Source organism: Flavobacterium weaverense, from assembly GCF_003688495.1.
Classification (GTDB): Bacteria; Bacteroidota; Bacteroidia; order Flavobacteriales; family Flavobacteriaceae; genus Flavobacterium; species Flavobacterium weaverense.
In genome coordinates this window covers 537,387-558,010 of the sequence record NZ_REFH01000008.1, presented here as the reverse complement: position 1 = coordinate 558,010, position 20,624 = coordinate 537,387, and the positions used below count along the sequence as shown (strand labels likewise).

General features: G+C 32.9%; 20 protein-coding genes and 1 pseudogene. 17 read left to right on the top strand and 4 right to left on the bottom strand.

The annotated features are described in order from the left end of the window. Window positions 1–111 precede the first annotated feature (111 nt). Window positions 112–3,213 carry a leucine--tRNA ligase gene (locus BC961_RS06070; RefSeq protein WP_121924954.1) on the bottom strand — a complete coding sequence of 1,034 codons (3,102 nt, stop codon included), beginning with the start codon at window positions 3,211–3,213 and terminating at the stop codon, window positions 112–114. A 170-nt stretch (window positions 3,214–3,383) separates the two neighbouring features. Here BC961_RS06070 and BC961_RS06065 point away from each other — a divergent pair, with 170 nt between their 5' ends. Genes BC961_RS06065 through BC961_RS06045 form a run of 5 tightly spaced genes read left to right on the top strand, consistent with a single transcriptional unit; the run spans window position 3,384 to window position 6,602 of the window. After that, on the top strand, window positions 3,384–4,259 hold the full coding sequence (locus BC961_RS06065; RefSeq protein ID WP_121924953.1) for a cell division protein FtsX: 876 nt from the start codon (window positions 3,384–3,386) through the stop codon (window positions 4,257–4,259). A 47-nt stretch (window positions 4,260–4,306) separates the two neighbouring features. Further along, window positions 4,307–4,549, top strand: coding sequence for a DUF3098 domain-containing protein (locus BC961_RS06060; RefSeq protein ID WP_121924952.1), 243 nt, complete (start codon window positions 4,307–4,309; stop codon window positions 4,547–4,549). After that, a complete protein-coding gene (locus BC961_RS06055) occupies window positions 4,550–5,359 on the top strand; it encodes an undecaprenyl-diphosphate phosphatase (protein ID WP_121924951.1) in 810 nt (269 codons plus the stop codon). A 6-nt stretch (window positions 5,360–5,365) separates the two neighbouring features. After that, complete coding sequence (truB, locus tag BC961_RS06050; RefSeq protein ID WP_121924950.1) at window positions 5,366–6,067, top strand: tRNA pseudouridine(55) synthase TruB; 702 nt, start codon at window positions 5,366–5,368, stop codon at window positions 6,065–6,067. Continuing rightward, on the top strand, window positions 6,060–6,602 hold the full coding sequence (locus BC961_RS06045; protein ID WP_121924949.1) for a hypothetical protein: 543 nt from the start codon (window positions 6,060–6,062) through the stop codon (window positions 6,600–6,602). Before truB ends, BC961_RS06045 begins: the two co-directional genes overlap by 8 nt. Window positions 6,603–6,972: 370 nt before the next feature. Here the strand turns inward: BC961_RS06045 and BC961_RS06040 are convergent, their stop codons facing one another. After that, window positions 6,973–7,578 carry a thioredoxin family protein gene (locus BC961_RS06040; RefSeq protein ID WP_121924948.1) on the bottom strand — a complete coding sequence of 202 codons (606 nt, stop codon included), beginning with the start codon at window positions 7,576–7,578 and terminating at the stop codon, window positions 6,973–6,975. 105 nt (window positions 7,579–7,683) lie between these two features. On the opposite strand from BC961_RS06040, the gene BC961_RS06035 reads away from it, so the two are divergent. The 3 genes from BC961_RS06035 (at window position 7,684) to frr (ending at window position 9,882) form a co-directional block, all read left to right on the top strand. Then, complete coding sequence (locus BC961_RS06035) at window positions 7,684–8,463, top strand: patatin-like phospholipase family protein (protein WP_121924947.1); 780 nt, start codon at window positions 7,684–7,686, stop codon at window positions 8,461–8,463. Window positions 8,464–8,530: 67 nt separating this feature from the next. Further along, a complete protein-coding gene (gene pyrH, locus BC961_RS06030) occupies window positions 8,531–9,238 on the top strand; it encodes a UMP kinase (protein WP_121924946.1) in 708 nt (235 codons plus the stop codon). 80 nt (window positions 9,239–9,318) lie between these two features. After that, entirely contained in the window at window positions 9,319–9,882 is a 564-nt protein-coding gene (frr, locus tag BC961_RS06025) for a ribosome recycling factor (RefSeq protein WP_121924945.1), read from the top strand. Between the two features lie 90 nt (window positions 9,883–9,972). On the opposite strand, the gene BC961_RS06020 is transcribed toward frr, so the two are convergent. Continuing rightward, a complete protein-coding gene (locus BC961_RS06020) occupies window positions 9,973–10,302 on the bottom strand; it encodes a DMT family transporter (RefSeq protein ID WP_121924944.1) in 330 nt (109 codons plus the stop codon). A 1-nt stretch (window position 10,303) separates the two neighbouring features. Next, window positions 10,304–12,574, bottom strand: coding sequence for a cation:proton antiporter domain-containing protein (locus BC961_RS06015; RefSeq protein ID WP_121924943.1), 2,271 nt, complete (start codon window positions 12,572–12,574; stop codon window positions 10,304–10,306). A gap of 196 nt (window positions 12,575–12,770) precedes the next feature. Here BC961_RS06015 and BC961_RS06010 point away from each other — a divergent pair, with 196 nt between their 5' ends. The 9 genes and pseudogenes from BC961_RS06010 to BC961_RS05970 all read left to right on the top strand — a co-directional run bounded on the left by BC961_RS06010 (window position 12,771) and on the right by BC961_RS05970 (window position 20,457). Beyond that, the gene (locus BC961_RS06010) at window positions 12,771–15,191 is read left to right on the top strand and encodes an efflux RND transporter permease subunit (RefSeq protein WP_121924942.1); all 2,421 of its coding nucleotides are present in this window, start codon (window positions 12,771–12,773) and stop codon (window positions 15,189–15,191) included. Window positions 15,192–15,559: 368 nt separating this feature from the next. Continuing rightward, window positions 15,560–16,057: a GlcG/HbpS family heme-binding protein gene (locus BC961_RS06005; protein ID WP_121924941.1), complete on the top strand. Its 498-nt coding sequence runs from the start codon at window positions 15,560–15,562 to the stop codon at window positions 16,055–16,057. 18 nt (window positions 16,058–16,075) lie between these two features. After that, window positions 16,076–16,486: a hydroxyisourate hydrolase gene (gene uraH / locus BC961_RS06000; protein WP_121924940.1), complete on the top strand. Its 411-nt coding sequence runs from the start codon at window positions 16,076–16,078 to the stop codon at window positions 16,484–16,486. A 204-nt stretch (window positions 16,487–16,690) separates the two neighbouring features. After that, window positions 16,691–17,383, top strand: coding sequence for an SMUG2 DNA glycosylase family protein (locus BC961_RS05995; RefSeq protein ID WP_121925109.1), 693 nt, complete (start codon window positions 16,691–16,693; stop codon window positions 17,381–17,383). Beyond that, a complete protein-coding gene (locus BC961_RS05990) occupies window positions 17,380–17,907 on the top strand; it encodes a DUF488 domain-containing protein (RefSeq protein ID WP_121924939.1) in 528 nt (175 codons plus the stop codon). The genes BC961_RS05995 and BC961_RS05990 overlap by 4 nt, the downstream gene beginning before the upstream one ends. A 99-nt stretch (window positions 17,908–18,006) precedes the next feature. After that, window positions 18,007–18,177 (top strand): annotated as a pseudogene (locus tag BC961_RS05985) (DUF2945 domain-containing protein); the annotation flags it as partial. Window positions 18,178–18,350: 173 nt separating this feature from the next. Next, window positions 18,351–19,199, top strand: coding sequence for an isocitrate lyase/PEP mutase family protein (locus BC961_RS05980; RefSeq protein ID WP_121924938.1), 849 nt, complete (start codon window positions 18,351–18,353; stop codon window positions 19,197–19,199). 8 nt (window positions 19,200–19,207) lie between these two features. Next, window positions 19,208–19,648: a carboxymuconolactone decarboxylase family protein gene (locus BC961_RS05975; protein WP_121924937.1), complete on the top strand. Its 441-nt coding sequence runs from the start codon at window positions 19,208–19,210 to the stop codon at window positions 19,646–19,648. Window positions 19,649–20,082: 434 nt separating this feature from the next. Continuing rightward, a complete protein-coding gene (locus BC961_RS05970) occupies window positions 20,083–20,457 on the top strand; it encodes a GreA/GreB family elongation factor (protein WP_121924936.1) in 375 nt (124 codons plus the stop codon). Window positions 20,458–20,624 lie beyond the last annotated feature (167 nt).

Genomic DNA, 20,624 nt, shown 5'->3' with positions numbered 1-20,624 from the left:
TTAACTTTTACTATTATTTTAGTAGAAGTTTTAATCAGTTAGAAATATATAAAAAAAGTCCAAACTCCAGCGGGTGGAATTTGGACTTTTCAAATTTTAATCGATTCAATATTATCCAACCAAATTAATAATTTTTCCCGGAACGATGATTACTTTATTTGGAGTTTTACCTTCTAACTGTTTAATGGTTCTTTCATCTTTCATTACGATTTCCTCAATTTGCTCCTTGGTTAAATCCAAAGGTAATTTGATTGTGAAACGCATTTTTCCATTGAAAGAAACTGGATATTTTTTTTCGCTTTCTATTAAGTGTGCTGCTTCGAAAACTGGAAAAGCAACCGTTGCAATTGAATCTTTATGACCTAATAACGACCATAACTCTTCAGCGATGTGCGGAGCATAAGGCGAAATCACAATAGCTAATGGCTCTAAAATAGCACGAGAATGACAATTTTGAGTCGACAATTCATTCACACAAATCATAAACTGCGACACTGAAGTGTTGAAAGAGAAGTTTTCAATGTCTTCCGCAACTTTTTTAATCGTTTTATGTAATGATTTTAAGTTCTCTTTTGATGGTACTTCATCGGTAATAATCAAACCATTTTCGTCAAAGTACAAACGGCATAATTTTTTCAAAAAACCAAAAACTCCAGAAATTCCAGCCGTATTCCAAGGTTTAGCTTGCTCCAAAGGACCCAAGAACATTTCATACAAACGCAAAGTATCTGCTCCATATTCATTACAAATATCATCTGGAGTAACTACATTGTATTTTGATTTAGACATTTTTTCGACCTCGCGACCAACGATGTATTTTCCGTTATCATCTGTGATGAACTCAGCGTCTTTATAATCTTCTCTCCACGCTTTGAATCTCTCGATGTCCAATTCGTCTGAGGAGTTTACAAAATTTACATCTGTATGTATTTTAGCTATGTCAATTGAAACCCCGTTGCTAATTACATTAGCATATTTTGGAAATTTAAATTTTAACGCAGAGTCAATTCCTGGAAAATGATTCAAAATAGATAATTCGTCATCTTTTGGATTAAGAAATGATTTTGCATCATTCAAAGTGACAAAAATCTTATTATTGAACTTCGCTACAAATTCTTTAACAAAAACTTTTTCTTCAGCATCGAATTGCAGGTTTGGTAAAATATTGCCAATAATATCGGTATTATCTGCTAAATTCAGTCTATATACAAAAGCACTCATCCCTAAAATCATTCCCTGATTAATCAGTTTTTTGAATGGTTCTTCTGTTGGCGCAAAGCCTTTATCTTTTAAAAATTTATTCCAAAAACGAGAATACAATAAATGTCCTGTTGCATGTTCGTTTCCACCAATATATAGATCAACGCTTTCCCAATAGGCTAAAGCTTCTTTACTAGCAAACTCGTTTTCATTGTGCGCATCCATATAACGCATCCAGTAGAATGAACTTCCTGCCCATCCTGGCATTGTGTTTAATTCTAAAGGAAAAATGGTAGCATTATCAACTAAATCAGTATTTACAACTTTATTTTTTTCAGTATCCCAAGCCCAAACTAAAGCATTTCCTAAAGGCGGTAAACCATCTTCTGTTGGTAAATACTTTTCTACTTCCGGCAATATAATAGGCAAATATTTTGCATCAATCATTTGCGGCAAGCCATTTACATAATAAACTGGAAATGGTTCTCCCCAATATCTTTGACGAGAAAAAACAGCGTCACGTAAACGGTAGTTTATCTTTCCTTTTCCTTGTTTTAGTTTCTCCAGCTCTTCAATAACTTTATGAGTTGCTTGCTTGTAATCCATTCCGTCTAAGAAATCGGAATTAGCAATCGTAAATCCATTTTTATCACCATAAGCAAAATCCACCCCACCCTGCGGGCTCCCATCCAATGTAGAGGAATTTAAAGCAAAAATATTTTTAATTTCTTGCATTCCTTCTTTTCCTTTGAAGAAAGTAGCAAAAGCATAATCTCTTTCATCGCCACAAGGAACCGCCATTACAGCACCCGTTCCATATCCTGCCAAAACATAATCTCCAATCCAAACTGGAATTGCTTCTGTAGTAAACGGATGCTCTGCATACGCTCCTGTAAAAACTCCTGAGATTGTTTTTACATCAGCCATACGCTCTCTTTCAGAACGTTTTGACGTTTTTTCGATATAAGATTCGACAGCACCTTTTTGATCTGCAGTGGTGATTTTAGCCACTAATTCATGTTCTGGCGCCAATGTCATAAACGTAACTCCAAAAATAGTATCAGGACGCGTGGTGAAAACATCAATCTTCTCGTTGTGGTCTTTCACATGAAATGAAACCATCGCTCCAACAGATTTTCCAATCCAGTTTCTCTGACTTTCTTTGATGCTTTCGCTCCAATCAATATCGTTTAAACCTGTCAATAATCGCTCTGCATAAGCAGATATACGCATGCTCCATTGCGTCATTTTTTTACGAACTACTGTAAATCCGCCACGCTCTGAAACTCCATTTACAATTTCGTCATTCGCTAAAACCGTTCCTAATCCTGGACACCAGTTCACTTCAGTTTCCGCTAAATAGGTAAGTCTATATTGTAATAAAATCTTCTCTTGTTGTTCTTTTGCGAAAGCATTCCACTCACTTGCAGAAAATTCCTGAATGTTATCATCACAAACAGCATTTACATTTGCATTTCCTTCTATTGAAAAAATTGCAGTCAAAGTCGAAATATCTTCTGCCTTATCGCTATTTTTGTTATACCAAGAATTGAATAATTGGATAAAAATCCATTGTGTATGTTTGTAATAATCTGGATTTGATGTACGCACTTCACGACTCCAATCGAATGAAAATCCAATATTATCTAATTGCTTTCTGTAGCCAGCAATTTTATTTCCTTCTTTATCAACTCCACCATCAATATTTACCGATGTAGTATCTTCTGGGCGTTGTCCTGTTTGAATCGCATATTGCTCCGCCGGTAATCCAAAACTATCGTAACCCATTGGGTGCAAAACATTAAATCCTTGATGTCTTTTATAACGAGAATATACATCCGATGCAATATAACCAAGAGGATGTCCTACGTGTAAACCTGCTCCAGATGGATAAGGAAACATATCAAGAACATAATACTTAGGTTTTTCTGAATTATTTTCGGCTTTGAAGGTTTCGTTTTCTAACCAATATTTTTGCCATTTGGCTTCAATTTCGTTCGGATTGTATTTCATAATATAAGATTCAGACCAACTGTTTTTAACAATTGTTTCGTTTTTTTTCGGGAAATGATTGTTTTAAGGTGCCAAATTTACGTTTATTGTACGAAAGTTGAAACTTTGGGCGTTATTAACTTTAAATAAAGAAATTCTTTGTTATTTTTACCCAATAATTTCAATAAACTATGAGTTCTTCCTTTGATAATTTTCAAAAACGCCGGTTAATTTCCTCTTATTTTTCAGTAGTGCTAAGTGTTTTCTTAGTTTTATTTCTGCTGGGAATTTTAGGTCTTTTCATTGTAAATTCTAATAAATTAGCAAACGATTTTAGAGAAAATATTGCCATGACGGTTTTTTTCAAAAATGAAGCTAATGATAGTATTTTAAAAAGCTTTGGAACAGAATTGAAAGCAAGTCGTTTTGTGAAATCATATGATTTTGTTGCTAAAGATGCAGCAGCTAAACAACATACAGATATTATAGGTGAAGATTTCATGACTTTCCTAGGTGAAAATCCACTACAAAACTCATATGACATCCACTTAAAAGCAGATTATGTAATTAAGGATAGTATTGCAAAAATAGAAACCAACTTGCGTAAAAATGCAATGATTTCTGATATCGTTTACGATAAACAATTAGTAAATTTAGTTAACGATAATATTAAAAAAGTAAGTTCGTGGATTTTAATAATTAGTGGATTTCTAGCTATTATCGCTGTTTTATTAATTAATAGCTCATTGCGATTATCAATTCATTCAAATCGATTTATTATAAAAACGATGCAAATGGTTGGTGCTACTAAGTCTTTCATTAGAAAACCATTTATCACTCGCAGCATAAAATTAGGAATGATAGGAGCAGTCTTAGCAGTCTTAGCATTAATAGGAGTCTTACTTTACGTTGAAAATAGTTATCCTAATCTTGGCATATTAGAAGATAAAGCTGCAATAGGAATGATTTTACTAGCAGTTTTAGCAATTGGAGTATTAATCACTTGGTTAAGCACGTACTCTGCAACGCAACGTTTCTTAAATTTAAGAACTGACGATTTATATTAAATAATTTAAATTAGGAATGTGATTATTTCATTCCTCGCAATGACATTATGAAAAACAAAGAGCAACAATCTGAATTTCTTTTTGACAAAATAAATTATAAAATCCTATTAATTGGAATTGGAGTAATTACTTTAGGATTTATTCTAATGGCAGGCGGCGGAAGTGATGATCCAAATGTATTCAGCGAAGAAATCTTTAATTTTAGAAGAATTCGATTAGCTCCAACAACCGTTTTAATTGGTTTTGGTATTACGATATACGCTATTCTTAAAAATCCAAAAAACGCATAAATGAATACATTACAGGCATTTTTGATTGCCATAATTGAAGGTTTAACAGAATATCTACCTGTTTCTTCAACCGCTCACATGGTTTTTCTAAGTTCTTATTTTGGAATTCAAGAGGATGATTTCGTAAAACTTTTTCAAGTTTCAATTCAATTTGGAGCCATCCTAGCTGTTGTAGCTTTATACTGGAAGAAATTTTTCGACTTCTCGAAATTTGATTTTTACATTAAGCTTGTTTTTGCAGTAATTCCTGCTTTAGTTTTAGGGAAATTCTTTGACGATAAAATTGAAGCCGTTTTAGGAGATCCTATTCCTATAGCCATCGTTTTAATAGTAGGTGGAGTCATCCTTCTATTCATAGACGATCGTTTCAAAAATCCAACTGTACTAAGAGAAGAAGATATTACGATCAAGAAAGCTGTAATTATTGGTTTTTGGCAATGTTTAGCGATGATGCCAGGAACAAGCCGTTCTGCCGCTTCGATAATTGGTGGTATGCAACAAGGGTTAACACGTCACGTAGCAGCTGAATTTTCTTTTTTCCTTGCTGTACCTACAATGATGGCAGTAACATGTTACTCTCTTTTCATGAAGACGTACGAAGCTTCGCAGATGAAAGGCTACGAACTGATATTAAAATCAGATGAAAACATTAAATTATTTCTTATCGGAAATGTCGTTGCTTTCGTAGTTGCCGTTTTAGCAATTAAATTCTTTATCGAAATCATTAAAAAATACGGTTTTAAACCTTGGGGTTGGTACCGCATTGTTGTTGGATTATTTTTATTGGTTTACTTTTCATACTTTAAATAATATCTTTTGAAGACAGTCGAAGATTACTTAGACGGACAAATTTTACTTATCGACAAACCGCTGAATTGGACTTCCTTTCAAGCGGTCAATAAATTAAAATACGCATTAATAAATAAGCTTGGACTTCCAAAAAAATTTAAAATCGGTCATGCAGGAACTCTGGATCCTCTCGCAACTGGATTATTGTTAGTTTGCACCGGTAAGTTTACTAAGAGAATTACAGAGCTTCAAGGTCAAGCCAAAGAATATACTGGAACATTCTTCATAGGAGCAACTACTCCATCCTACGATTTAGAAACTGAAATTGACAATACGTATCCAACTTCGCATATTGACGAATCTTTGATTCATGAAACAGTTAAACAATTTCTTGGAGAGATAGATCAAAAACCTCCTATTTATTCTGCGATAAAAAAAGATGGTGTACGCTTGTACGAGCATGCTCGAGCAGGAGAAACTGTCGAAATTGCTTTTAGAAAAACTACCATTCACGAATTCGAAATCACTAGAATTTCGTTGCCAGAAATAGACTTTAGAGTCGTTTGTAGTAAAGGAACATATATTCGTTCACTAGCATACGATTTTGGAAAAGCAATGAATTCTGGCTCTCATTTAACAGCGCTACGACGAACTAAGATTGGCGATTACAATGTAATAGATGGAATTGATGTTACCGCTTTTGAGGATAGTTTGACGACTGATGTTTAAAATACGTAGGTCATTTAAAATTCTAACATTTTTTATACTACTAAGTTTTAGTGCTTATTCTCAAAGCAACAAATTCACTTATACACAATTTGACGTTACAGTAGCACTAAGAGGAAATCCGGATGCGAATATCGTCGATGAATACACCCATAAAAAAGGCACATGGTTTGTTCCTGACGGTTTAGGCGCAAAACTAGGTTATGGAGTTCATTATAAAAAATGGCTCGGTCTAGGAATTCACAGCGGAATCAATTGGGAATGGACTGATAAATTAGTCGTTGTTCCTGTTTTTGCCAATTTTCGTTTAAGTCCAAAAGTGGGAGAAGATACCAGAATTACATTACAACTAGGATTGGGAAAAGCTATGGCATTAGGTCGTGGCAATTTGATAGGTGATTACAAAAAAATAAGTCTAGGATTACAGAGCGATGATTTGCTACTTTTTATCGAACTGAACCATTATGCTCTGCCTATAAGCACGCAAAAAAAAGACGCCGGAAATATAAGTTTAGGAATTTCCCTCATTAGTTTTTAAATCTGCTGCAGGTATTATAAAACAGAAAACACATTTCAAATTTTTAAAATAAAATTTGAAATGTGTTTTCTGTTAAAAAACTAAAGTAAATTTAATCCATACTTTTCAATTTTAGATAGCTTAAAAGCATCGATTAATAATGAGCTGCTTTCTCTCCTCCAAAAAGTAAGTACGAAACGTAATCATAAAATCTTTCTAATAATTTTTTCATAATGATGTTATTTAAATTGTTAAACAATAATCAAACACCTACAGATAGTAAATCAAATAATAGACTTGGTTAGCATTCACTAAGTTACAAATAATTATTCGATTAAAAAATTAAAATTATTTTACACGATTACCGTTTCAAATTACTAAAAAACTCTGTTTAAGAATCTATTTCTTGCATCAACTCAAGCAATTCATTTTGAGTAGAAATTCCTTTATCATGCAAGTACCAAAGTTGTAAATTAGTTTTTGCAGTTTCGTCCACAACTCCAAATTCCTTTTTATAATCTTGGATCAAAGTTATGGCTCCTTTTGGCCTTGGTCCCCAATGACCCATTAACTCTCCTGTTTGTTTGTCAACGATAATAACTATTGGAATCGACTTAGAATTATTAGTTAAAAACAAATTCATTAAAGCGTCGTTCTCATCTCTTAAAACAATACTCAATTCTATTTTACCTGATTCAATTGCCATTTTGTTAACAATAGGTAATAATTGAGCTGCGTCGCCACACCAACCTTCTGAAATAACTAGCCAGATATACTCTCTTTCTAATGACTTCAATTTAACACTGTTTTCCTCAGAGATTTTCATTGTTTTATCTAAACGATTCATTCTTGTTTCGTTTAGTGTGCTGTAATTAGTCAAATCATCAGATTGCTCGCTTCCTGTTGATTTATTTTCCAATAATAAATCGGAAACTAATTTTCTATATTCTAAATAAGGATGACTATTAAATAATCCTTTAGCTATTGCAGTTTTCATAATTGTTGATTTACATTCACAAAGTTAGCACAAAAAAGGGGTTATAAAGTGACAAATATCACTTTCTAAAGTTCAAAAAGAGTAATTTTAGGCCAAATAATGAATATGGATTTACAAACAAAATCAATTGGACTAATCCTTTCTGGTGGAGGTTCTAAAGGTTTAGCGCACGCAGGAGCAATAAAGTTTTTAGAAGAACAAAACATCCGTCCAGATCGAATTGCTGGCACGAGCGCGGGTTCAATTGTTGGTGCGTTATATTCTTGGGGGAAAACGCCTGAAGAAATTTTAACCTTTTTTAAATCTATTTATCTTTTTCATTGGAAGCATCTTACTTTTAAAAAAGCGGGACTAATAGATTCTGAAGCGTTCAAACATTATTTTCAAAGTATTTTCAAAGACGCAGTATTAGGAGAATTAAAAATTCCAATTCAGATCACAGCAACGGATATGGTGCGTGGAAAATTAAAAGTTTTTGGGCAAGATACTAAAATTGTTGATGCAATATTAGCCTCATCCGCCTTTCCAGGAATTATGTCTCCCTATGAAATTGATGGAAGATTATACAGCGATGGTGGGATTTTAAATCACTTTCCAACTGACATTTTACAAGGACATTGCGAAACTTTAATAGGTATTTATGTTAGTCCAATTCAAAAGATTGAAGCAAAAGATTTGAATTCGATCAAAGCCGTTACTACTAGGGCATTTGATATTCTTTCAGCAAATTCAAATATGCATAAGTTTAATAGTTGCGACTGGGTCATAGAACCTACTGATTTATCCATCTATAGTACATTCGAAACCAATAAAATAAAGATGGATAACGTTTTTAAAATTGGCTATAAAGCCGCAAAAGATTCCTACGAAAAACTTAATTTATAAAATGTAGACAACACTTTTTTTAAAAATCAGAATATGTCTATATTTGCACCAATCAACTCAACTCAAAATGAAATACAAAAGAATTCTTCTAAAATTAAGTGGTGAAGCCTTGATGGGTGACTTGCAATACGGAATTGATCCGAAAAGATTAGGTGAATATGCCGATGAAATTAAGCAAATCCACGATAAAGGAGTAGAAATCGCAATTGTTATAGGCGGTGGAAATATTTTTAGAGGAGTTGCTGGAGCAAGTGCAGGAATGGACAGAGTGCAAGGTGATTACATGGGAATGCTGGCAACAGTGATTAACGGAATGGCATTGCAAGGTGCACTTGAGGAAAAAGGTATGAAAACCCGTTTGCAAACGGCGTTAAAAATGGAATCTATAGCAGAGCCTTACATTAAAAGAAGAGCAGATCGCCACCTTGAAAAAGGAAGAATTGTAATTTTTGGAGCTGGAACTGGAAACCCATATTTCACAACAGATACTGCAGCAGTGTTAAGAGGTATTGAAATGAATGCCGATGTAATTTTAAAAGGAACGCGTGTAGACGGAGTTTACGATTGTGATCCTGAGAAAAACCCAACAGCTGTGAAATTTGATTTTATTTCTTTTGAAGATGTACTTAAAAAAGGTTTGAATGTAATGGACACTACTGCTTTTACATTGAGCCAAGAAAATAAACTGCCAATCGTAGTTTTTGATATGAACAATACAGGAAATCTATTGAAGATCTGCGAAGGAGAAAATATAGGAACCGTAGTAAATATATAAAGCGATTATGTCATAGTAAAAGGTTGCACTAGAAAAAACAGCAATCTTTATCTATGGAATGAATCTAAAATCTTAAAATAATGACTGAAGAAATTGAATTTATATTAGATAGTACCAAAGAATCTATGACAGGTTCTATTGCGCATTTAGAAAAGGAATTTTTAAATATTCGTGCTGGGAAAGCATCTCCGGCGATGTTAGGAAGTGTTTTTGTAGATTATTATGGATCAGCAACACCACTTTCTCAAGTGTCTAAAATTAGTGTTCCCGATGCAAGAACAATTACTTTACAGCCTTTTGAAAAAAACATGCTACACGTAATTGAAAAAGCAATTATGATCGCAAACATAGGGTTTAACCCAATGAATAATGGTGATGTAATTATTATAAGTGTTCCAGCTTTAACAGAGGAAAGAAGACGCGATCTTGCTAAACAAGCAAAAGTGGAATCAGAAGATGCTAAAGTGGGAATTAGAAACGCTCGTAAAGATGCTAACACTGATATCAAAAAATTAGAAAAAGACGGGACATCTGAAGATCTATGTAAAAATGCTGAAGAAGAAGTGCAGACTTTGACTAATACTTTTATCAAAAAAATCGACGAACTTTTAGTTCACAAGGAAGCTGAAATCATGAAGGTTTAAGTTTTTCTACAAAAAACATAAAAAAATCCGTCTCGCTACATTTGTAACGAGACGGATTTTTTATTTCCTCTATAAGTCAAAGCTAGCATTTTAAATACTTGAGACAAATTTAAGTCCTATAATAGAGCTAATCAAAGTTGTTATAAAGAATATTCTCCAGAAATCAGCAGGTTCTTTAAATACAAAAATCCCAACTAATACTGTTCCTACAGCTCCTATTCCAGTCCAAACTGCGTACGCTGTTCCGATAGGTAAGGTTTGCGTTGCTTTGTAAAGTAATAACATACTTACCGCTAAACAAGCTAAGAATCCAAACAACCATAATGTTGACGTCATTCCTGAAGTTTCTTTTGCTTTTCCTAAACAAGTGGCAAAACCAACTTCAAAAAGACCACCAATAATCAATAAAATCCAATTCATATTACTGTTTTAAAATTAAGACCGAAGGAACTTCGCTCAGCCAAATAGTATTAGAATCGACTATTTGTTTCCAACTTTCGAGACTAATTAACATTAAATCCTGTAGCTCTAAAAATTCCTTTTCAATCGTTTGACTCGAGATCAAACTAATATTATTTGGGTATTTCTGCTCTAAAGAATCTAGCGCACTTTTCAAAACAAAATTGGTTTGAAGAAGTCCATTTGCGTCCAAAATTACGACTTCGGAATTGTTATTAAAAATTAATTTTTGAGCATATTCAATCAAAAACGAATCTTCAGAACGAAAGATTGGAACAAATACACGTTCGACTTCTTGTAAGTCCTTATCAATTAAAATTCCTAATGGCATTTTTGTTTTCGAAATAATCTGTCTTGTTCTCTCATCAAAAGGAGAGTTTTCGAATAGTCCTTCTTTTCCAGTAAACTTATCGATTAGTCGATCTGGATTAATAATTCTAGTAGTAAAACCAATAACTTTCCCTAAAATAGTCCCTTCGAAAATTGATTTTCCTAAACCAACTAATAACAAATCGTAATCTCCTTGATTTGCAACGTCAGCGATTTCAGTCTCAATATCGACTGTAGCTTTAAAAATTGTCTTTATGTCTTGATCCAACAATTGCGATTGTTCAACAATAGGATGAAAAATATTTTTCTCTTTATCATCTAAATTAAAAGAATGTACCTCATCACTCAATGACAAATGCATTACTGTAATACAAGATTGCGCTTTTTGTTTCTTTACTAAACTGTTAGCTAACCGAAGTAATGATTTTCCTTTTTCATTGTTCCCAAACGAAATTAGGATTCGGTATTTATTAAAATTTGTGGCTTGAACAACAGTATCGCTGTCTTTTGTTTTAAATAAAAAGTTAATTAAATCTAATGCCGGTCCAGTCATAAAAGTCGTTACTAATGCCATAATAACCATCATGGTGAATACTTCAGGAGTTAATACTTTTAGCTCTAATCCAATGTTCAATACAATTAATTCCATCAAACCTCTGGTATTCATTAAAGCACCAATTGTTAAACTATCGCGCCAGCTTTGCCCAACAAATTTAGCTGCTAAAGCGCTTCCTAAAAATTTTCCAACAACTGCAACAAGAATAATAAATCCGGTAACTTTCCAAAGATATGGATCGTTTAACAATCCTATTTCTGTTTTTAAACCTGTAAAAACGAAAAATAAAGGAAGTAATAAAATCAAAGCAACATCTTCGACTTTTTCAATAAAAATAGATCTAAACTTGGGAACATCTGGCATAATTGCTCCAGCCATAAATGCTCCAAAAAGTGCGTGAATCCCTATTACCTCCGTTGCATATGAAGACATAATTAATACTAAGAAAAAGATAGCTACTACTGGTTTGCCGATGCTCTCTTTCGAACCATATAAATCACCAATCCTTTTCAAGAATGGTTTTACGATAAAGATCATAACCATCACATAGATAATTGCAAGCGAAATAATGTATAAAGAACTAACGAAAGTTCCAGCTTTTACAATCGCAATTACGACCGCCAGAATACACCAAGCTGTAATATCGTCTGCCGCTGCACATGTAATAACGATTGCTCCAAGTTTTGTTTTATGAATCCCTCGTTCTTGAACAATCCTCGCTAATACCGGAAAAGCCGTAATACTTAAAGCAATTCCCATAAATAAGCTGAAAGAAAGAAACTTTACTCCTTCTGGAGCAAATTGATCATATACAAAATAAGCTAAGCCAATACCTAAGGCAAATGGAATTACAATACTGGCGTGACTGATCACAATCGCTTCGTTAGCCTTATTTTTCAAAACTTTCATGTCTAATTCCATCCCAATGACAAACATGAAAAGGATTAATCCTATTTGGCTTAAAAATTTTAAATTTCCTAAGGATTCTACTGGAAACAATGCAGCAGAAAAGCCCGGGAAATACATCCCTACTAAAGAAGGTCCAAGCACTATTCCGGCAATAATTTCACCGATTACAGATGGCTGACCAATTTTTTTAAAAACCCAACCAAAGAATCGAGCGACAAGAATTATAGTTACTATTTGAGCTAATAATATAGCTAAAGGATCTTGGAAATTATACTGCATGGAAGCTAAAAAATCATTCCAAGAACTGTTACCGCTTTCTGGTGTTTCAATTGTTTTATTAGCTTCTAGAAATTTTCCTTTTCCGATAATCCAATATATCAAAGCAGAAAAACCTCCTGTTACACCAAAATAAAAAAGTGCGTTTTTATATTTTTTCATATATAATTATATCCCATTATTACCCAACGTAAACACTGCTAAATAGCAACCAAATGTATCATTTAATTTCTGATATTTTTATGGTTAAAAATAAAATAAATTGGAGGCGAATAAGTTCGATATTCTCAAAAAAAACAAGCTAAAACAGATGACATCGACCACATTTAATTACCTTTGTACCCTTGATATATGAAATATGGCGAAGTGGTTTAGCTTGGGATTTTGGGAACTAGTAGCTCGAATTGTCCTTAAAAATAGAATTTTTATGTTATCTATTATCGTTGTGATAACAGCTCTTTTAGCATTGCAGTGGAAAAACATACAATTTTCATTTACGGAAGCTAATTTATTACCTGACGATCATATCGTCAACAAAGAGTACAACGCATTCTTGGAGAAATTTGGAGAAGAAGGAAACTTAATCGTTGTTGGAGTAAAAGATGATGCTTTTTTTACGCCTAAAGCTTTTGCCGCTTGGAATAGATTGATGACGGAGATCAAAGCGCAAAAAGAAGTAGATTTAGTTGTGTCAGTAAACGATTTAAAACAATTGAAGAAAAATGACAATCTACAAACATTTGAGCTAGTTCCTTTCGTAGATGCCAATAAAACAAATAGTCCAGAATACTTAAAGACCATCAAAAAAGATTTGTTTGAAAACATGCCTTTTTATGAAGGATTACTTTTTAATAAAAAAAGTGGAAGTATCCGTTCAGCGATATATCTAGATAAAAAAATTGTTAATACTGCACATCGCAAAGATTACATTGTAAAAAGTTTTATTCCAAAAATCGACGCCTTTGAGAAAGAAACCGGTATTGATTTACGCGTCTCAGGAATGCCTTATATTAGAACATTAAACGCCTTGAGCATTTTAAACGAAATTAGTTTATTCATAGGCGCTTCATTATTACTTACCTCACTAATATTTTTCTTTTTCTTTCGCTCGTTTAGAGCTACGTTAATTGCTATTGTAATTGTGATTATTGGTGTAATGTGGACTTTTGGATTACTTGGTTTATTCAATTATCACATTACCGTTTTGACGGCTCTAGTTCCAACATTAGTTATCGTTATTGGAATTCCAAATTGTATCTTTCTAACCAATAAATACCAGCAAGAATACAGTGCACACCACAATAAAGCGAGAGCTTTACAACGCGTGATTACAAAGGTAGGAACGGCAACTTTAATGACAAACCTTACCACAGCCGCTGGATTTGCTACTTTTATAATTACTAGCAGCCAACTTTTAAAGGAATTTGGAATCATATCTTCGTTAAGTATTGTATCACTATTCTTTTTATGTTTGATTGTAATTCCAATCTACTACAGCTACCAACCCGTTCCTAAAGAAAAGCATTTAGCACATTTAAATCGAAATTACACTCGCGTATTTATCAGCTGGATTGCAAAAACTGTCAAATATAATAGAGGTTATGTTTATGCTATTGCTTTAGTTATCTTTTTTGTAAGTATCGTAGGTGCACTAAAAATCAAAACATCTGGAAGTTTAATTGAGGACATGCCTAAGAATACCAGTTTCTATAAAGATATTTTATTTTTCGAAAAAGAATTTGAAGGAATCATGCCGCTTGAAATTACGGTTGACACCAAAAGAAAAAAGGGAGTAATGAATTTGTCTACATTAAAAAGGATGGACGAACTTCAAGAAACGATAGAAGAAATCCCAGAACTTTCTAAACCTATTTCAATATTAAATCTTGTTAAATATTCTAAACAAGCATATTACAACGGTAACCCTGATTATTATGATTTACCAACTTCGCAAGAGCAAAATTTCATATTAAGCTATGCTAAAAACGCTACTAAAAACAGCAAGGATAACTTAATGAAAAGCTATGTTGATAGCACGGGCCAAGTGGCTAGAATTACCACTTTTATGCGTGACATTGGCACTGGAAATATGGCTAAAATTGAAGACCAGCTTTGGGCGAAAGCAAATAAAGTTTTTCCTAAAGACCGTTATGATGTAGTTATGACTGGCAAGGCTTTAGTTTTCGAAAAAGGGACACAGTATTTACTAGATAATTTAGTTACGTCATTACTCTTTGCAGTATTCTTGATTTCGTTATTAATGGTTTTCATGTTCCGTTCTTTCAAAATGGTTGTGGTTTCGCTGATTCCAAATTTACTTCCATTAGTAATCACGGCTGGATTGATGGGTTATTTTGGGATTCCATTAAAACCATCTACAATTTTAGTTTTTAGTATTGCATTCGGACTTTCGGTAGATGACACGATTCACTTTTTAGCACAATACCGTCAAGAGCTAAAAAACAATAATTGGAAGATTAAGAAATCAGTTTTTGCGACAATCAAGGAATCTGGCATTAGCATGTTCTATACTTCAGTGGTTTTATTTGTTGGTTTTTCAGTATTTATGTTATCTGATTTTGGTGGAACAGTCGCCTTAGGAGGATTAATAGCCATCACTCTTGCTTTTGGTATGCTATCTAACTTGATGCTGTTGCCTTGTTTAGTTTTAACCTTGAACAAATCATTGGCAAACAAGCAAGAATTCATGGAGCCAAAAATTGACATTTTAAATAATCCAAATGAAAAGGATCACGAAGATTTAGATAAATCGAAGTAAAGGCAAATAGAATTACTTCAAAATTTTATGATTCTATTGTGAAGTGATAAAAGGTTTGTGTAATTGTAAACAGCTCTATTTAGTGATCTAAATCATTTTTCTAATGATGGAAAAATAATATCTTCATATCATAAGTTATTGGTAAATAGATTTTTAAAGATATTTCCTTGTTTTATTACCAAAGTTAAAAAGCTATTTAATTTTGTAAAATTTGCATTAACAGCTGTTAACTTATTTGGAATAGGCATTTATTCCAAAAGCTAAACTAATTACCTTTGCTGAGTCGTAAAAAATGATTGTGCTCAACTCAGCTTTAATACTAAGGATCATAAACTTTAATGGCATTTCACCGATCAACAATATATATTATGAATATTAGAAAAAAAATCTTAGGAAGCGCTCTTTTTTTACTTTTTGCTTATTCTGCCTCAGCACAATATGTGGTTAAATCAGCGGAATTAAATCAAGAAGGCGCATTAGAACTTGCCAAACAAGCCAACTTAGAAGCGCAAAAAATCAACAAAAAAGTTTCTGTTGCTGTATTAAATTCTTCTGGCGTAACGATTTTATTACTGAAAGGTGATAACGTAGGGCCGCATAACACAGAAGCATCAAGAAGAAAAGCGTACACATCGTTATCTACAAAAACTCCAAGTTTACAATTGATGAAAAATGCAGAGGAAAGTAAAGATGCTAAAAATTTAAATACTTTACCTGAATTACTTTTATTAGGAGGCGGAATGCCAATCTGGAAAGATGGTAATTTGGTAGGAAGCATAGGAGTTTCAGGTGGTGGCGGATCAGAAAACGATAACAATATCGCAATAAAAGCAGTAGAAAATTTAGGTTTTAAAATTAGTCAATAATCACTTAATTAAATTACAATGAAAATAAAAAGTCTCTTATTAGTATTATTTCTTGCGACAGCAAGTATGTCATTTGCTCAAGAAGTAAAATATCAATTGTCAAGTCATATTCTTGACATCACTCAAGGAAAACCAGCTCCTGATGTTAAAATAACATTATCAAAACAGGAAAAAAATTCGAAGTGGAAACAAGTCGATGAAAAATTTACTGACAAAAACGGACGTATTGGAGATTTCGTTAAAGCAGATGGAAAAGATCATACTGGAATTTATAAATTAACGTTCCACACTGCTCCATATTTCGAAAAAGCAGGGCAAAAATCATTCTATCCTTTTATCGAAATTGTTTTCGAATTGAAAGATAACGAGCATTATCACGTTCCAATAACGCTTTCACCATTTGGTTACTCCACTTACAGAGGAAACTAAATTACCACTCCTTTATGAATTAGCTAAAAAAAGTCAGTTCTTAAAATATATTAGAGGATTCAAATCCCGATTTACTTCGGAATTTGGATCCTCTTTTTTTTTGTAAAATCTTTTTCAGTAACTTTACTAAAGGCCACTTTTAAAAAGATTTACTATTAAATAAATCGTGAAAGCATCTTTAATAACAAGAATAAAATTATTATGATAGAAAGTTTTGGAGATAAAATAATCAGTTTCAATCGTCAATTGCAGTATTCAGGAGCGTTGCCAGATGGATTCCAAGTACTAAATCCTTATGCGGACAATCCTGAAACAATGGAAGTAATGCGACAGTTTTATCAAAAATTCTACGCTGATTCAGAAAAAAGAAAATTTATTGTTGGTATAAATCCAAGTCGGCACGGCGCCGGCGTTACTGGCGTTCCATTTACAGATACTAAGAGATTAGAAAGTGTTTGCGGTATCAAAATGAAATCAGCACACACGCACGAAATATCCTCTGTTTTTATGTATGACATGATTCAGGAATTTGGCGGTCCTATTGATTTCTACAAGCAATTTTACGTTAATTCACCATTTCCATTAGCGATAGTTCGAAAAACAAAGGAAGGAAAATGGTTGAACGCTAATTATTACGACGATAATACGCTCTTTGAAATGGTCAAAGATTTTATGATTTTGACTTTAAAAGAGCATATTAGTTTGGGCTTAGACACTTCCCAAGTTTATGTATTAGGAAAGAAAAATGCATTATTCATTCAAAAATTAAATAAAGAAGCACAATTATTCGGCCAATTAAAAGTACTAGAACATCCGCGTTATATTCAGCAGTACAAGTCAAAAGAGAAACAATTGTACATTGACAAATATATCCTCACGTTGAATAATCTATTATGAAGGCACCAGTAATTTACAGCATAGGACATTCTACGCATACTATCGCCGAATTTCTGGCTATGCTACGCTCTTTTGATATAAAAATTATTGTAGACATTCGTCGTTTTCCAGGTTCACGTAAATTTCCACAATTCGATCAAGAAAATTTAAAAGTATCATTAAACGAAGCAGGAATCCAATACATTCACATGCTTGACTTAGGCGGACGAAGAAAAGCCAACAAAGATTCTAAAAATACGATTTGGAAAAACGAATCCTTTAGAGGTTACGCGGATTACATGGAAACTACTGAATTTAAAAATGCTGTTACTCATTTAGAAGAAATAGCTTTAAAGCAAACTACTGCATACATGTGTTCCGAAGCCGTTTGGTGGAGATGCCATCGTTCGATGGTTTCTGATTATCTGAAAGCAAAAGGTTGGAGCGTACTCCACATTATGGGAATTAACAAAGTTCAAGAACACAAATACACTGCACCCGCGACAATAATTGGAGAAAACGTATTTTACTCGGAGCAGGAATAAAGTTTTTATCATTTGGCTGCAGCCAAAAACCATGTGACCAATCATCAAAATTAGATTATGAAAACTCTATTTAAAGTTGGCGACTAAGTAAGTTGGAACTCAAAAGCAGGGATGTCATATGGAACAATAATTAAAATACACATCAAAGATTTTGATTATGAAGGATATACGCATCACGCGAATGAAAAAGATCCTCAATATGGATTTAAGAGCTCGAAAACAGATTATATTGCAGCTCACAAAAGAACCGCTTTGACTAAAGTAAAGTAAATTTGATCGAATTATATTTCTAAATTTCGCTGGAATATCATTTCATATTTCTGAATTTTGAATTTTGAATTTTGAATACCAAATTTTACTCTTATCGCGAAATAATAGAGTTACTTTTGAAAAGAACAATAATAATAAAAAAGCGTACTTTTTTTAAAATATAGCTAAGCAAAATGAAAGATACTAAACAGCAACAAATAAAAGCTAAACAATTTCATGCACTGCATCATTCTGGAAAAATGCTTGTATTACCCAATGTTTGGGATTCATTAGGAGCTTCATTATTAGAAAGTTTGGACTACCCAGCTATTGCAACAGCGAGTGCTTCTATTGCCTACACAAACGGATACAATGACGGTGAATATTTACCTTTCGACCAACTGCTAACGCTCCTTACCACCATCACAAAAAGCGTTAATATACCGGTGACAGCGGATATAGAGAGTGGTTATGCTAACAATTATATTCAACTTGAAGAAAATGTCAAGAAACTCATTGCAACTGGAATAGTAGGAATTAATATTGAGGATACAAATAGAGAAACGAACGAGCTGATTCCGATAAACATTCAATGCAAACGAATTGAAATTATTAAAAGTGTTTCTACTAACATGGGGATTTCATTATTTATAAATGCTCGAACTGACGTATATATTCATGGAGAAGTATTTTCTACTCCCGAATCAAAAATTCAAGAAACTTTAAAAAGAGGACTTGCTTATAAAAATGCTGGAGCTGATTGCTTATTCCCTATTGCTATTCGACAAAAAGAAGATATCAAAGCATTAGTTGAAGAACTAAATATGCCTATCAACATATTGACTCTCCCTAGTGTTCCTGAATTAAATATTCTGAAAGAAATAGGAGTTGTAAGAGTGAGTTTAGGACCTGCTTTTTTAAAAATTGCAATGAAAGCGATGAAAGACATAGCACTAAAATTAAAAAATTTAGAAGGCTTATCAGAAATAACATCCAACGAAGTTACAAGTGATTATTTGAAAAAATTAGTGATCAAAAAATAGCAAATAGAATGACAATAAGAATTTCAATAAAAGATTTGCAGCCAGAAGCGTATAAAGCAATGATGGCTTTAGAAAACTACGCAAAAAGTACTGAAGTATCTTCAACACTTAAAGAACTTATAAAAATAAGAGCTTCTCAAATTAATAAATGCGCTTACTGTCTAGACATGCATACGGAAGAAGCAATAAAATTAGGTGAAAGTGAACGTCGAATATATTTACTATCAGCTTGGAAAGAGTCACATCTTTTTTCTGAAGATGAAAAGGCAATCCTTCAATTGACAGAAGAAGTAACAGATATCTCAGAAAATGGAGTCAATGATGTAACTTACAACAGCGTAATTGCTCGCTTTGGCGAAAAAATCACAGCGCAACTTATTATGCTAATTGTGGTAATTAATTCGTGGAATAGAATTGCTATCTCTACACGAATGATTTACAAGAAATAATTTCAAAAGAGTCGTAATTCTTAAAGATTACTTAAAGAACATCTTAAAACTTGCCAATGAATTGTTAATAGCATCAATAGATCGAGCAATGATTTTGAAATCACTATTATTTGATCTATCTTAGCATTTAGCAAAAAGCAACAAAATGAACAACGCCTATTTTTTATATAAAAAATCTCACAAGTTAGGGCTTGTTTTGTCTTTGCAGTATAAACAAGACGATGCTTTTTTAAAGAGCTCAAAAGAGTTTATATATTAAACCCTGTCGCTACCCAAGACAGGGACTACTTTACTATTCAATTTATCTTTATAAAATAACGCATCAAATCTTTTGATGAAGTTTTTCACGGTCAAATCTCATCTTTCAATAGTGTGGGCATTTGATATTTGGGTTTAAAAAAACTTCCTAGAGAAATGCAATAACACAAAACAAAATGTCAAAAAGTTTAATTTTAACTACAGGAATATATGATATGATTAAAGATCATGTCAAAAGAAAAAAAGCAACTCCAATTCAAGAAGCAACTTTACTTGCACAACTTAAAAGTGCTAAACAAGTTACTAGAAAAGAACTTCCAGAAGATGTTGTGAACATTGATACTCGTGCAACAGTAAAATATCTTGATACCAATGAAGAAGAAGTTTTCACATTTGTAGCGCCAGATAAAGCAAAAAGAAGAAACAATACTGAGTCTATTATGTCAACAATGGGACTTGCATTAGTAGGATACCAAGCTGGAGACAAACTTACTTGGTCATTTGAAGAAGGTGAAAAAGAAATTGAATTACTTAAAGTAGAGAGAATATAATTTAAAGTTTTTCTTATTACAGATTGCAAAAAAACAGTTTCAAATTTAATTTTGAAACTGTTTTTTTGTTTTATTATTGTTGGTTCTAAAAGGCAGGATTAATTATAGACTCTTTACGACTTGAATAAAATCCAATAAAACTAACATGGATTGTTAAAACGATTTAA

Coding starts and splice junctions, on each gene's coding strand:
- uraH (WP_121924940.1), top strand. CDS start 16,076: ATGAAAATAAAAAGTCTCTTATTAGTATTATTTCTTGCGACAGCAAGT.
- BC961_RS06065 (WP_121924953.1), top strand. CDS start 3,384: ATGAGTTCTTCCTTTGATAATTTTCAAAAACGCCGGTTAATTTCCTCT.
- BC961_RS06060 (WP_121924952.1), top strand. CDS start 4,307: ATGAAAAACAAAGAGCAACAATCTGAATTTCTTTTTGACAAAATAAAT.
- BC961_RS06020 (WP_121924944.1), bottom strand. CDS start 10,302: ATGAATTGGATTTTATTGATTATTGGTGGTCTTTTTGAAGTTGGTTTT.
- BC961_RS06010 (WP_121924942.1), top strand. CDS start 12,771: ATGGCGAAGTGGTTTAGCTTGGGATTTTGGGAACTAGTAGCTCGAATT.
- BC961_RS06055 (WP_121924951.1), top strand. CDS start 4,550: ATGAATACATTACAGGCATTTTTGATTGCCATAATTGAAGGTTTAACA.
- BC961_RS05975 (WP_121924937.1), top strand. CDS start 19,208: ATGACAATAAGAATTTCAATAAAAGATTTGCAGCCAGAAGCGTATAAA.
- BC961_RS05970 (WP_121924936.1), top strand. CDS start 20,083: ATGTCAAAAAGTTTAATTTTAACTACAGGAATATATGATATGATTAAA.
- frr (WP_121924945.1), top strand. CDS start 9,319: ATGACTGAAGAAATTGAATTTATATTAGATAGTACCAAAGAATCTATG.
- BC961_RS06005 (WP_121924941.1), top strand. CDS start 15,560: ATGAATATTAGAAAAAAAATCTTAGGAAGCGCTCTTTTTTTACTTTTT.
- BC961_RS05990 (WP_121924939.1), top strand. CDS start 17,380: ATGAAGGCACCAGTAATTTACAGCATAGGACATTCTACGCATACTATC.
- BC961_RS06035 (WP_121924947.1), top strand. CDS start 7,684: ATGGATTTACAAACAAAATCAATTGGACTAATCCTTTCTGGTGGAGGT.
- BC961_RS05980 (WP_121924938.1), top strand. CDS start 18,351: ATGAAAGATACTAAACAGCAACAAATAAAAGCTAAACAATTTCATGCA.
- BC961_RS06070 (WP_121924954.1), bottom strand. CDS start 3,213: ATGAAATACAATCCGAACGAAATTGAAGCCAAATGGCAAAAATATTGG.
- BC961_RS06045 (WP_121924949.1), top strand. CDS start 6,060: ATGTTTAAAATACGTAGGTCATTTAAAATTCTAACATTTTTTATACTA.
- pyrH (WP_121924946.1), top strand. CDS start 8,531: ATGAAATACAAAAGAATTCTTCTAAAATTAAGTGGTGAAGCCTTGATG.
- BC961_RS06015 (WP_121924943.1), bottom strand. CDS start 12,574: ATGAAAAAATATAAAAACGCACTTTTTTATTTTGGTGTAACAGGAGGT.
- BC961_RS06040 (WP_121924948.1), bottom strand. CDS start 7,578: ATGAAAACTGCAATAGCTAAAGGATTATTTAATAGTCATCCTTATTTA.